General features: G+C 64.4%; 9 protein-coding genes and 1 pseudogene. 1 reads left to right on the top strand and 9 read right to left on the bottom strand.

The features are described 5' to 3' along the window. Positions 1-35: 35 nt before the first annotated feature. Both ACOGXH_RS16480 and ACOGXH_RS16475 read right to left on the bottom strand, forming a co-directional pair. Positions 36-3140 carry a hypothetical protein gene (locus ACOGXH_RS16480; RefSeq protein WP_419930174.1) on the bottom strand — a complete coding sequence of 1035 codons (3105 nt, stop codon included), beginning with the start codon at positions 3138-3140 and terminating at the stop codon, positions 36-38. A gap of 110 nt (positions 3141-3250) precedes the next feature. Next, positions 3251-4432, bottom strand: a complete 1182-nt coding sequence (locus tag ACOGXH_RS16475) for a tyrosine-type recombinase/integrase (protein ID WP_419930173.1) — start codon at positions 4430-4432, stop codon at positions 3251-3253. A gap of 299 nt (positions 4433-4731) precedes the next feature. Here ACOGXH_RS16475 and ACOGXH_RS16470 point away from each other — a divergent pair, with 299 nt between their 5' ends. Next, entirely contained in the window at positions 4732-7551 is a 2820-nt protein-coding gene (locus ACOGXH_RS16470) for a hypothetical protein (RefSeq protein ID WP_419930172.1), read from the top strand. Positions 7552-7565: 14 nt separating this feature from the next. Here the strand turns inward: ACOGXH_RS16470 and ACOGXH_RS16465 are convergent, their stop codons facing one another. From ACOGXH_RS16465 to panB, 7 genes and pseudogenes are all read right to left on the bottom strand, one after another. Further along, positions 7566-9059 carry a hypothetical protein gene (locus ACOGXH_RS16465; protein ID WP_419930171.1) on the bottom strand — a complete coding sequence of 498 codons (1494 nt, stop codon included), beginning with the start codon at positions 9057-9059 and terminating at the stop codon, positions 7566-7568. 67 nt (positions 9060-9126) lie between these two features. Next, complete coding sequence (gene dnaB / locus ACOGXH_RS16460) at positions 9127-10503, bottom strand: replicative DNA helicase (protein WP_419930170.1); 1377 nt, start codon at positions 10501-10503, stop codon at positions 9127-9129. Between the two features lie 157 nt (positions 10504-10660). Continuing rightward, positions 10661-11107, bottom strand: a complete 447-nt coding sequence (gene rplI / locus ACOGXH_RS16455) for a 50S ribosomal protein L9 (protein WP_419930169.1) — start codon at positions 11105-11107, stop codon at positions 10661-10663. A 407-nt stretch (positions 11108-11514) separates the two neighbouring features. Beyond that, positions 11515-11757: pseudogene (gene rpsR / locus ACOGXH_RS16450) on the bottom strand (30S ribosomal protein S18); the annotation flags it as partial. Further along, on the bottom strand, positions 11757-12245 hold the full coding sequence (ssb, locus tag ACOGXH_RS16445; RefSeq protein WP_419930168.1) for a single-stranded DNA-binding protein: 489 nt from the start codon (positions 12243-12245) through the stop codon (positions 11757-11759). The pseudogene rpsR and the gene ssb, both read right to left, overlap by 1 nt. 16 nt (positions 12246-12261) lie before the next feature. Then, entirely contained in the window at positions 12262-12606 is a 345-nt protein-coding gene (gene rpsF, locus ACOGXH_RS16440) for a 30S ribosomal protein S6 (RefSeq protein ID WP_419930167.1), read from the bottom strand. A 79-nt stretch (positions 12607-12685) separates the two neighbouring features. Next, positions 12686-13540, bottom strand: a complete 855-nt coding sequence (gene panB, locus ACOGXH_RS16435) for a 3-methyl-2-oxobutanoate hydroxymethyltransferase (RefSeq protein WP_419930166.1) — start codon at positions 13538-13540, stop codon at positions 12686-12688. Between the last annotated feature and the right edge of the window lie 2 nt (positions 13541-13542).

Here is a 13542-nt window from a genome sequence, read left to right as displayed (position 1 = left end):
TGTGCTACTGGTTCTGGCGAACCAGGGTCGGTTTGCTAGTTAGTAGCGGTTGGCAGTGCCGTGCCAGGCGTGCTCGGCCTGGGGTTGCTGCACCGGTCAGCGGCCAGGTGGCCAGCGCTGTCACCGAAGTCGGTGGTGCCCAACTCGGCGCAGGCCCTGGCCAGAGCCGCAGCAAACTGATCGTGCTCTAGGAAGCCCGCTTGCAGAGCGTTCTGGCGGGCCACGGCCTCACGGCGGGTGTAGCCCAGCGAGCAGATGTCGGCAACGCCGTCGCCATCGCTGTCGAAGGCGTACAGCGGCTGACCGCCCAGGCTCAGGTTGGTGCAGAAGTTCTCATCGGAGACGATGCCCGAGAAGAACACATCCCGCACCGAAGGATCAACCGGCGCCGGCGGACTCGACACCCGACGGGCGAACGTTCCAGCCGGACCGCAAGCATCAGCATTCAAAGCCGCATCGGAGTCACCCAGGTTCTTGGGCGCCGAAGCGCACTGACTGGCGATCGACTGCTCGCTCTCGTCAACGTCAGCAGTGGTGTCGTCATCCTCCACAGGCATGCCGTGCAGGTGATCCTTGAACGTCTCCGGGAACAGAGCGGCCAGCTCGTTCAAAGCGTTCTGAGTGGCCACCGCCTCGCGGCGGGTGGTCTTCAGCGAGCAGATGTCGGCCACGCCGTCGCCATTGCTGTCGAAGGCGAAGGTCTGAGGACCGCCCAGGCTGTACCCGGTGCAGAAGTCAGGACCGGTGATAATGCCCGAGTAGTAGCCGTCGCTCACCGTGATGGTCACCCGAGCGGTGTTCTGCTCTTCACCGTCGTCGGCCGTGTCATTGTCGTTTGCATCGACGAAGACCAGCAGCGAGAAGTGCAGCTTGATGCTGTTGAAGCCGTGCAGGCTCGGAGCATCGAAGTACGGGAACCTGGTGGTCTGCTGCTTCAGCTCCCCACCAGCAGTCGGGTGGTAGCTGCCACGGCCCTGGTCTCCAGCAACGGTATCGTCGTCGTCAGTGGTGGTGGCGGGGTCGGAGCCATCAGTCGGCTCGGTCAGCCCGTCATACGGGAACCACACGCCCTCGCGATAACCCTCCCGCATCTCCTGCGGAGTTATGGCCGGACGGTCCTGGGTCGCCGGGTCGGTGGTGATACCGGTGTAGGTCCACAGATAGTCCAGCTGCTGCGTAGTGGGGTTTGAAGGACTACTGCCAGAGCCATTCAGGCGGACAAACCCACCGGAGGAAACCTGCTGGTTGGCACCAGCGTTGGCCACCGTGGCGTATTGCTCGTTGTCGTAGATGTTGACAATCACCATGCCAGTAGTGGACTCGCCCCAGCTGTCGGTGACGGTGAACGATACGGGGATCGCATAGCCGTTGATTGCGGGGGTAGTTCCGTCGTCGCCGTCATGATTGATCTGGGCGATGGGCAGATTCACGCTGTCCACCTCGGGCACCGAGAAGGAGGCCGTCTCCTGATCAGCGTTGTCGATGCTCAGATAGGGCTTCCTCGGCAACCTGATCGCAGCTGGGGTTCCATCAGTGTTGAGTGCAGGGCCTGTTGCAGGTTCAGGATCGACAAGCGGGTAGGCCAGCTCAGTCCAGGTGAAGGCGAGGTCGTCGCCGTCGGCGTCGAACCCGATACCCCGCAGCATGACCTGACCAGTAGGCAGGTTGAAGGCACCGATGGTGCCACCGTTAGGACCATCGCCAACGGTGATGGTCTCCGGCGCAACCGCCTCGGGGGCCGAGTTGCGGACGGCCACGATGGTCACCGTGGTCGTAGAGCTGCGCATCGGCGTACCGAGATTATCGGTGATGGTGATGTTGACCTCGTACTCAGTTCCCTGAGGAGCGGTTCGCGGAATCATCAGCGTGGCACTGGTCGCACCTTGCGCAGTCGGCCTGGCACCCTCAAACGAGGTAAGGAGGCCGGTGCTGCCACCAGCGGCACCGATATCGGCGTCAAATGGCATCGCCGTGATGGTCACAGTGTGGTTGGGCTCAACCAAGTACCGGTTGGGTCCCAGCTTGCTTTCAACAACAGCACCGTCATCCGCATCCGTATCAGCGTCGGGACCGTCGGCGGTCACGGTGATTGGGGCTGCGCGGGTGCCGGCCACCGGATCGTTGGGCTGGTCGTGGATGACGATCAGCACGTCGGCGGTGTCGGTGTTACCGCCATCGGTGGCACCGTTGTCGTCAATCGTCAAGCGGTAGTAGCTGAAGAACGGTTGCGGGCCGGAGCCGTCATCGTTGTACAGCGGCGCCACAATCCGGAGATTGGTTGGGCTGAGGGCTTCGGGGGTGCCGTCGGCAGCCGGGGTGTGGGAGCTGATCTTCATGCCGGTGGCGCCAGCGCCCTCAGCATCAGTGCCACCAGGCAAGGTGTCGTCCACAGCGCCAGCATTTGTCGAGACACCGGTGTCTTCGCTGCTGTCGTAGACACGGGTCCAGGTGAAGTTGGCATCAGTCAGGCGGGTGTCGGGGTCGGAACTGCCGGAACCGTCAATCGTCAGCAGGGCGCCTTCCTTGATGTGCCACTCGTAGTCAGAGTTGTCGCCTTCACCTGGGCGGGAGATGATGGCGTCAACAGTGAACTGCTCGTCATCCTCATCGACCATCCCGTCGCCGTCGTCGTCGTAATTCTCAACGGCGGTGGGGTTGGGCAACAAGGCGGTGATGGTGATGTCGGCGGTGGGGCTCTCGGCGGCCCGGAAGTTATAGGTCACCGTGTCGGAATCAGACAGGGCGCCAACAGATGTCCGCGGATCGGCGTCCCACACCGTCAACCGGAATTCAATGGTCTGGCCGTAGCGGGCGATGGATGCGTCGTTCGGAACGATGAACGATGCATTTGCCGCGTTGGGATTGGTGATGGCCAGCCAGTCCTTATAGGTATCGGTCACCACTTCCCAGCGGAACTGTGCGATCCCGTTGTTGGCGGCGCCGCTGGCCGCGTCGGGATCGAAGCTTCGATCTCCGGTCAACGCCTGGACCACATAGTCGTCCGTTGGGTCGGTGGCCGTGCCGTTGTCGTTCGGCGTGGCAGCGCCGAGGACACCGATCGCGACAGGGGGGATGTTGGGCGGGGTTTGCGCCTGGGAGCCGGGCGCGGCCCAGATCAGCACGCTTGCAACCAACGCCAACAGCGCCCCTAGCGCGAGCAAGGACCTGCGACGACCAGCAGCACTCCCGCCGCCGGAGCCAGATCGGGTCTATAGGGGCTGGTCAGCGGAATGCAAGATACGAATTGTTACTACTGGTGTGTCCTTCTTGGGATGCGGGCAAGAAAGTCGGCCCATTCCTCCATCAGGCTAACCCGCTTCTCAAACAGATCAGTTCTCAGGTAGGCCCGCTCCACCTTGGTGCCCACGGTGTGGCCCAGGGCCATCTCGGCGATCTCCCACGGGTAGTCGGTGGCCTCGGCCGCCCAGCTTCTGAACGAGCTCCGCAGTCCGTGGGGAACCATGCCCGCGCCCATCTCTCTCAACAGCTTCGACAGGGTGCTGTCGTTTTGCGGCCGCCCGGTGAGTGAGGGGAAGATCAGGCCGCTGTTGTCGATGATCTTCTCAGCCTCGTCCAGCACCTTTAGCGCCGCGTCGGTCAGCGGCACGCGGTGCTCGGTGAAGGTTTTGGTGCGGTGGGCTGGGATGGTCCAAACCCGAGACTCCCGGTCGATCTCTTCCCACGTTGCGAACCGAACCTCACCGGAGCGACACGCCGTGAGGGCCAGGAACTCAAAGGCCAGCTTGGTTCCCTGCCAGGCGCCCGACGCATAGACGGCGGCAATCACGTCGGCCACCCTTTCGGCGGGAATGGCGGGGTGGTGCGTTCCGCCGTTCTGTCTCGGCAGGGCAGCGGCCAGTGCGTCGCCCGCCGGGTTGTCTTTGCGATAGCCCTGGGCGATGGCCCACTTCATCACCGAGTTGATGCGCCGGCGCTGTTTTCTGGCGATCTCCGGCAAGGTGAGCCAGATGGGTTCCAACACGCCGAGAACGTCGCCGGGGGTGATCCTGTCCACCTTCTTGTCAGACAGGGGAGCGGCGTGGCGGGCGAGCTGGGTGCGCCATGCCTCGGCGGTGCCTCCCCCGTTCTTCCAGCCGGCGGAGTGCATGGCGATTACCTGCTCCACGGCCTCGGCAAAGGTGGGGATGCCGGCGCCGCGCCGGGGGTCGCCTCCCCTGCGGACCGTGCGGTGGTTGTCCAACGCCGCCTCGCGGGCCTCGGCGGGCGAAACCAGCCATGTGGGGCCCAGCCCCATGTGGGTGGGCCTGCCGTTGATGATGAGCCGTTGCACCCACGATTTGGTCACGCCCCCGTCCTTGGCCTCCCGCACTCGCAGGATCAGCCCGTGGGAGCCGTGGCCTCCGTCGCCGTAGGCTCCCGGCTCTTTCACTGTGGCCACGAACTTCGCCGTGAGCCTCTGCCTCGCTGCCATGGTGCCTCCCAGTTGTTAGTGGTTTTGTTACTGAGAGAAGCATCTTCAACGACGTGTCTCGCTATGTCCACCGCTTTCGAGGTCGCTTGGTTCAAGGACGTTTTCGTTGGTTCTGGCTCAAGTAAGAGCAATCTGTCGATAATATGGGGGTGTTATACGAAATGTGTAACGACTGCTAAAGATTTTCCCATCGAGACCGCCTGACTTCATTTCCAGGTTGGCTATCTCCTGCCACCGGCGCCCTGCGTCCACCCGTCTGGGCGATTGCAAGCATAAGACTGGCTATTATGCCCATCAGAATGGCATTTTCAATGGTGGCGCTGTCGGTGGCGCTGTCGGGGTGGGCTGTGCTTGGGGCGGTGGCGCAGGAACAAACCCAGGTGCGGCCAGTTGCGGTTGCCACAGTTGGTGGTGTGACGACAGATCGGGATGCCGGGACAACCACCGTTGAGCTGGACGGCTCGAGAAGTTTCGATATTGACGGCGACATCGTCAAGTACGAGTGGGAGGTGGTGACCGGGTCCCTTGCCGGAATCCCTATAACCCCGTCTCCTGCTGATGAGGCAAATGGAATTCCGGCCGGACGTACGGCGACCTTTGTGATCTTTACCAGGGCGCTGGTGAGAGAGAATGTCGATTCCATCGAGTTTCGGTTGACGGTGACCGACAATGGATTTCCCGAAGCCTCTCGAAGCACGACAGTGTCAGCCAGCGTCAATCACGACCCAACCGCAGTGATAACCGTGTCGGCCAAGCAGCCGGCTCCGAGAGGCCAGCAGGTGACCGGTTACGACGACAACGGCAATGGCCTGGTGGATGAGAATGAAGAGCGCTATACCGTGGAGGGAGTTATCCACGCCCCCGGTGAGGGCGGCAACCGGGATTTCGAGTGGGACATCCGCGAGGGCTCGCTCCTCGTGGTAGACGGATCGGCCAGCTACGATCCCGACGGCCCGTTGCCTGACAGCGCATTTCGCTGGGAGCGCATCTACGCCAGCGATGTGGCCTCAGTCACCGCCACGCTGCCCGTCTCTACCGACGGTCAAAGGACGCTGAGCACCGATGAGGATCCCGATGTCGTGGGCAGCATCACGTCGGAGACGGTGGGTCGGCTGCCGTTTGTACGCGGAGATACTGCCGATACCTACTTCTTGTATTACCGACTGACGGTGACTGACGAGCACGGAGCGTCGGCGCAGCAAATCGTCATGATCGTGATTCGCGACGCCCATGCCGCGCCCACTGTGGAAATCGAATTGTCCGCCACTGACCCCAATCCGTCGACCGCTGAAGACCGTTTGGTGGGAATCCAAGCCGCCGGCGAGAACCGCTATGTGATATCCCCCGAGGTGGCTGAGGACGGCATCACCCTCATCGCGGTGGGTACCGCCGACGGAACTGCCCGCACCAGGGTGTTGGAGCACACCTGGAGCGGCCAAGGAGTGGAGCCCGACGACGACAACCGACCTGGATCGCGCACCACCGCATTGTTCACCGCTCCCGAAGGCGTGCAGCAGGGCGAGTCGTTTACAGTCACCGTGGAGGTGGCTGATCCTGCCGACCACACAGGATCGACATCAGTGGAGCTGATGGTGGCCGACAACCTGCCCCCGGAGGCCGCGGCCCCCGAAGATATCGATACCCCCGACGGCAACAACGGTGGCTTCCCGGACACCGATCCGCCGAGCGGGGTCGTCGTGCTGCAAGGCCTGGGATTCGACCCTGATGGCTTTGAGCTGGACTATCGGTGGGAGCAAGTGCTCAACGCCTCGGGCAGACCGTTGACGCTTGCTTACAGGGGGCCGCGCTTGTCGCTGGCTGGCGCCGATACCCGTTCTGCCCAGTTCACCTTGCCCGAGGTCACCCGGGGTTCTCAATACGTTGTGTACATCCAATTGACCGTTACCGACCGGTGGGGTGTGTCGGATACTGACATTGTGCGGATCACCATTCGCGACGGCGATGACGACCTCAGGGCCGTACCCGGTCCGGATCAGCGAGTTTTCCCCGGCAGCTTCGTCCGCTTGCAGGGCCGAATCAGCACCGGGTTGGTCAGCGAAGAGGCCCTGGGCGCGGCGACCTACCAATGGGTCTATACCGGCATCGAAACCCATCCCCGCACCGAGGATCGACCCCAGATCACCCAGGCCGAAGCCGCCGAGGGCTTTGTGCTGGGGGAGTGGTTCCCCAATGCCGACGGCACCTACCACCCGACTGCCGGCGGCCGGCTCAAGTCCGTATCCGGGCGGTACCCCTATTTTGACGCTCCTCGGCTAGACGGGTTCAACAGCGTCAAGCTCGTCTTCGCCCTCACCGTCGGCAACGTGCCCGGCCAGCAAGCCCACACCGATACCGTGATCGTCACCGTGGTCAACGGCTACTTCTCTGGCCTCATAGAAGGTCCCGACTACTGCGCCAATCGCAGCCTGGGCGGACCGGAGACCTACCCGATGGACTCAAATGGCGATCACGTGGCCGACATCTGTGCCCTCAACTCCACCAGACGGGCCACCATCGCCCGCCAGCACGCATTGGAGCGCCTGGCCGCCCTCAACCCCGACGAGTACCGCAACGCCCTCCACGGGCCGCCCGATATACCGGCGACGCCCGATATCGACGAGTCCGATCCCTCCCTGGGCACTTGCATTGGCGCCCCTATGGATTTTCCCGGCGATACCGCAACATCGCTGGCGGCCGACGCCTGCGGGTCCAAAGGGGCCGACGAACGCCGGCTGCCCTCGGTGCCCGACCCGCTCGATCCCACCAAGGCCGCCCGGTTCTTTTCCGGCCCGGTGATCACCGGCCCCTACTTCTGCATCGACTTCAGCCTGGGCGGCGCCCGCCTCCACGCCTTCGACAGCAACGGCGACGGCGTGGCCGACATCTGCTCGCTCGCCCACACCCGCCGCGCGGCCGTAGCCCGACAAAACGCCCTCGAAGCCGCCTTTACCGCTGACCACCCCCAATACCACGCCGCCCTTGCCGCCGCCTGCGCCGCCCTCGGCACCCTCGACTTCGGCGACAGCGCAGCCGACCTGGCCACTGACCATTGCAGCGTGCCCCCAACGTCTATCCCAGACCGAGGCACACCGCTACCAACGGTACCGCCAGCCGCCTAGACCGAGCGGCTAGCTCAGGTTGCGCACCATTCGATATAGGGAAGGTTGGCCAGGTCGTCTGGCAGCTTGATCTCGATGCCGTCGATATCCGCATCGGCGACTGTGATGAATGCGGCTTGGTCGATGCGGCTGGTTAGGCCCTCGCCCCCGTGCCAGCCGATGAACGAGCACTCGTGGTATCGGTCTGCGTACAGGTGGATCACGAAAAAGCCGCTTACCACCCTGGTGAAGAACGAGCCGTCGGCGTCGGTGATGGCCCAGGCGCTGTTGGTGGATTCTCCGGGCCACATCCATAACAAGAAGTCCTCTATCGGCTGATCATCGGGCCCCAGCACCACGCCTTCCACGCTGTAGGCCGCGGTATCGACGGTCTCGTGGCACGAAGACGTGACTGTCGCGTCGCCGTACACTTCGTGCAAGAGGGCGGCCAGCGCCGGGTCGTAGTCGATCAGCTCAGCTCTGGTGTTGATGTTGTTGTGGGTTGGATTGGGAGGACCGTTCAGGTCGAACCATCCCACCGTTCCCTCGGCCCAGTACTCGTTTTCGTCAGTGGCGGCGTAGGTGTGCTTCCAGAGGCCCGCAGCGAGGGCGTTCTCATAGGCCGCCCTGACGCGGGACCGAAACTCGGTGTCTCCCATTTGGGCCTCGATCGCCATGTTGAGAACGGCATGGCCGATTTCATGGATCATGACGTCATCATGGGGGAACACATCGTGTTCCAGGCAGAGGACGTTCTCAACCGCCGCGGTCATCAGGGGGAGAGATGTCGTGGGCCCGAGACCCCCTCCCTTGGTTGTGACGTTCCAATCTCTGTCGGGGAAATCCTCATTCAAGTTGCTGAACTCCGGGATCTCGGTGATCACGGTGCCTTCGGCCATCATCGTGACGTGCATGCCTGATTTGGCCAGTGCCTCAATGAGGTCGGGCCGGTTGGCCAGTACTTCGAAGATGAGATCTCGGGTTGTGTACAGGGCCCGGTCGGGCACCGAAGCGGCCGTGACGATCGGAATGCCGCTGGCATCAAGGTACTTCTGATAGAAGGGATCGAAGCCCAGTTCGGCGGGCGGGGGCCCAAGCGGCGGAAGCTCTTGTTCTGCTGGCGCCGGTGCGGGAGCACCGTCGATGCATCCGCCGGGCACGATCTGGGTGTCGACGTCGAACCGGCAGCGGTAGGCGTTCAACAGGGCTTCCTGGGCCCAAATCAATAAGTCGCGGCCGGCAACGTCTGCGGTGGTTGGAGTGCCGGTGAACGGTGCCGGCCCCTCAGCGGGCTGTGCCGGCATGCCGTTTGTGCATCCGCCGGACACGATCTGGGTGTCGATGTCGAACCGACAGCGGTAGGTGTTCAGCAGTGCCTCTTGGTTGGCTATCAGCTGATCGCGGGCCTCGACGTCTCCCACTGTTTGCGCGGAGGCCGCAGGCGGCAGCGCAATGACAGCGATTGCCGCAATTGCGAGGGACAGAACCACACCAATGACGATGTGATTGCGCCGCAGTGCTCGAGGCATCGCAATGAGAATACCTATTATCCAACCCCTCCCCGCCGAGGCCGCTTAGCTCTTTTGGCTTGGTGGCTTAGGCGGTGCGGGCCATGTTGGCGAAGCGGGTGTAGTGCTGCTGGAAGGCCAGGCGGGTCTTGCCGGTGGGGCCGTTGCGGTGCTTGGCCAATAGCACCTCGGCGGTGCCCTGATCGGCGGTCTCGGGGTTGTAGAGCTCGTCTCGGTACAGAAAGATCACCAAATCGGCGTCCTGCTCAATAGAGCCCGACTCCCGCAGGTCGGCCAGGATGGGCCGCTTGTCCTGGCGTTGTTCCAGGTTGCGGGAAAGCTGCGAGAGCGCCACCACCGGGCATTGCAGCTCCCGGGCCAGGATCTTGAGCCCCCGGCTGATCTCCGACACTTCCACTTGGCGGTTCTCGGCGGAGTGGCGCCCGGTCATCAGCTGGAGGTAGTCCACCACCACCATGCCCAGCTCACCCACTTGGCTGCGCAGCCGCCGTGACTTGCCCCTGATCTCCATGATGGTCACCGCCGGGTTGTCGTCCACCCAGATGGGCGCCTCCGACAGCCTTCCGATGGCGGTTGACAGATCAGACCAGTCTTGGTCGGTGAGCTTGCCGGTGCGCACCCGGGAGGCGTCCACCCGGGCCTCTGAGCACAGAATCCGCTGGCTGATCTCGAGTTGGCTCATCTCCAGCGAGAACACCAGCACCGGCTTGCTGGCCCGCATGGCGGCATGGGCCGCCATGCCCAGGGCGAAGCTGGTCTTGCCCACGGACGGGCGGGCGCCCACCACCACCAGGGTGTTGGGTTGCAGGCCGCTGGTGATCTCGTCGAGGTCGTTGTAGCCGGTGGGGGTGCCGGTGACGATCTCGCCCTGGTCGTAGAGCTTCTCGATGCGCTCCAAGTTGGCCGGCAACAGCTCGGAGATGCGGGCGGTGGAGTCGCCCATGCGGTCCGCCGCCAGCCGGTACACCATGGCCTCGGCGGAGTCCACCGTTTTGACCACGTCGTCGCCGCCCTCGTAGCCCAACTCGGAGATCTCCCCGCCGATCTCGATCAGCTTTCGCAGGGTGGCCGCCTCGTGGACGATGTTGGCGTACTTGGCCGCATTGGCCGACGCCGGGGTGCCGGTTTGGAGCTTCACCAGTGCGGCGTTGCCCCCCACCTTGTCGGACAGGCCCCGCCGGTTCAGCTCGGCGGCCACCGTCACCGCATCGGCCGGCTCCCCCTCGGCGTACAGCGAGCACACCGCCTCGTACACATGGGCGTGGGCCGGGCGGTAGAAGTGCTCGGGGCGGATCAGGTTCACCGCGTCGGCGATGGCGTCGCGGTTCAACAGCATGGCGCCCAGCAGCGCCTCCTCAGCGTCGAGGTCGTGGGGCGGCACTCGCCCCAAGCGCCCCGGAGGCGGTGATCCGCCGTTGTCGGAATAGTCGAATGGATCGCTCACAAGCTGTACCTATTGTCCCGGCGGCGGTGACAATTTGGTTAGGCGACCGCATTCCACGGCTGCCTACTGTGGCAAACGACCGATGTGTAACGCTAGGGGAAGCCCTGTTGAAATCGGGGTATAACCTGGGGATTTGCCGAGAACGGCATTTTCAGGACTATTCGGCGGCGACTACCTCGACGGTGATGGGGAATTCCACCTCGGGATGGGGCTTGGCCGTTACCGAGTGGCTGCCCAGTTCCTTGATCCCATCGGAGTCGATGGCCCTGCGCTCGAGCATGATGTTGGCCTGCTCGGCCACCGCCCGCACTATGTCGGCGGTGGTGACCGAACCGAACAGCTTGCCCTCTTCTCCGGCCCGAGCGGCGATGTGGATGGGGGTGGACACCAGTCGGGAGGCCATCTCCTGGGCCTCGGCCAGCTCTTTGGCGTCTTTCAGCTCGCGGGCCTGGCGCATGCGCTCGGCCTGGCGCTCGGCGCCCGGTGACGACTTGAACGCCTTGCCGGCCGGGATCAGAAAATTGCGGGCGTAGCCGTCGGCCACATCCACCACGTCGCCCTTTTTGCCCAGGGCGTCCACGTTGTCGCGCAGCACCACCTTCATGACGCCGGCTCCTCGTCGCCAGCCTCATCAGACGCCGTTTCTTCGGCGGCTGGCTCTTCGGCGGCAGCTTCCTCAGCCGAGGGCTCTTCAGCCGCAGGCTCCTCGGCTACCGGCTCTTCAGCCGCAGCCTCGGGGGCCGGGGCTTCCTCGACTGGAGCCTCGTCGGCGGGCACCTCAGCGGGGCCAGCATCCACCGGAGCGGCATCAACCGGGCCAGGGGCTTCCTCGAAGGGCATCTCAGCAGGAGCGCCGTCCATGGCCATCTCGACGGCCTCGGGATCATCGGGGTCCATCTCCCCGGGCGCCCGCATGCCGGGCGGCGGGGTGGAGGGCTGGGGCACCGGCCCCTCGAAGCGGCTGTCGTCTCGCATCCTCGACGAACTGCGCTGGGTGGTGATCCGGTTGTTGTAGGGCAGAAGCGCCATCTCGCGGGCGTTCTTGATGGCCCGGGCGATCTCCTTTTGCTGCTGCTGGTTGTTGCCGGTCACCTGGCGGGCCCTGATCTTGGCCCGGTCGGACATGAACCGCCGCAGCAGGTTGATGTCCTTCCAGTCGACATAGCCGATGCCCTCTTGGGTGAGGACGCTGACCTTCTTCTTGCGCCGCCGGCTGATGTCCTTTGCCTTGGGCTTCTTGGGTCCCTTGGCCATTAGAACGGCTCCTCGTCAGGCACGTAATCAGACGACTGGCTGCGCTGCTGGCGGCCGCCACCGCCGCCACCCTGATAGCCGCCGCCACCACCCTGGTTGCGGCCCCCGCCGCCTCCGCCGTCGCGACGCTCGTTGCGGATCACCTCGACGGTGGCCCACCGCAGGCTGGGCGACACCTCGTCGGCGATGATCTCAACCTTGGAGCGGCGCTCGCCGTCCTGGGTCTCCCACGACCGCTGCTCCATACGCCCGCTCACCACCACACGGGTGCCCTTGACCAGGCTCTCGCTCACGTTCTCGGCCAGGGTGTTCCAGCAGGTCACGTCGAAGAACGACACCTGTTCCTCGGTCTCGTTGGTCTGGCGGTTCTGCCAGCGCCGGTTCCAGGCCAGCCCGAAGGTGGCCACCGCGCTGCCGCCGGCGGTGAATCGAAGCTCCGGGTCCCGGGTCATGTTCCCGGTAACGGTCACCGTGTTGTCGAATGCCATCTCTGTGTCTCCTTGGTTACCCGGCCGCAGCCAGGGGGGTGCCGTCGCCCAGAAGGCCGCGTCGGGCGGCCTCGTTGTCGGGCAGACGGATCAGCTTGTGGCGGACCACCTCGTCCGCAAGTTGAAGGAGACGTTCCAATGAGCCCATCTCGCGCGTCTCGGTCACGAATTCGAGAACCAGGTAATAGCCCTCGGATTGATGGTTGATCTCGTAGGCGAAGCGGCGCTTGCCCCACCGGTCTTCGGCCTTCATCTCGCCGCCGTTGGCGGTGATGTTCTCGGCCACCTGGGCGACGCAGGCATCCACGTTCGATTCCTCGACGCCCGCGTCCAAAATGATCATCAACTCGTATGCCCGCATGGCGAGCTCACCTCCCTGTGGACCCGGTGGCTACCGGGGCCCCGAAAACCGGGGCAGGGCCTTTATTTCAGCCAGAACTCTATCCGACGTGGCCGTAAAGGCCCAACGCCATCTCCTCGTCGGGATTCATCTCATAGCACTCGTCGATTTCGGGAAATGCGCCGGAGCGGACATCGGCCGCAAACTTGGTCAGAGCGTCCACCCCGTCGGCGTGCATGGCGGCGTAGCGGCGCACGAACCGGGGTACCATCCTGGTTTCCAGGCCCAAGACGTCGTGGAATACCAGAACCTGGCCGTCGCAGCCGCCGCCCGCGCCGATGCCGATGGTGGGCACGTCCACCGCGTCGGTGATCATCTGGCCCACCGCGGCGGGCATCCCCTCCAACACGATGGCGAAGCATCCGGCGTGGGCCAGTGCCTTGGCGTCGGCCACCAGGCACAGTGCCGCCTCGCTGCTGCGCCCCTGCACCCGATAGCCGCCCTGGGCCAGCATCGACTGGGGGGTGAGCCCCAGATGGCCCATCACCGGCACCTGGGCGGAAATGATGGCCTCGATCATGGGCACCCGCTCCGAGCCGCCCTCCAGCTTTACGGCCTGGGCCCCGGCCCGCACTAGTTGCGCCGCGTTGGTGACGGTGTCGGCGGTGGTCACGTGGTAGCTCATCCACGGCATGTCGGCCACCACCATCGCCTTGGGGCGGGTGCGAGCCACCGCCGCGGTGTGGTGGGCCATCTCGTCGACGGTCACGCTCATGGTGTCGTCGTGACCCAGCACCACCATGGCCACCGAGTCGCCCACCAAGATGAGATCGGCCCCGGCCTCATCGGCCATGCGCGCGCTGGGGGCGTCGTAGGCGGTGAGCATGACCAGGGGGTCGTCGCCAGCGCTGCGCTTGCGATGGCTGATAGCGGGAGCAGTGAGCTTCGAGCCCATGT

The sequence above is a fragment of the Candidatus Poriferisocius sp. genome (genome assembly GCF_965208355.1).
Taxonomy (GTDB): Bacteria; Actinomycetota; Acidimicrobiia; order Acidimicrobiales; family Bin134; genus Poriferisocius.
The sequence above is the reverse complement of the archived record's forward strand: the minus strand, read 5'-3'. Positions and strand labels throughout refer to the sequence as shown.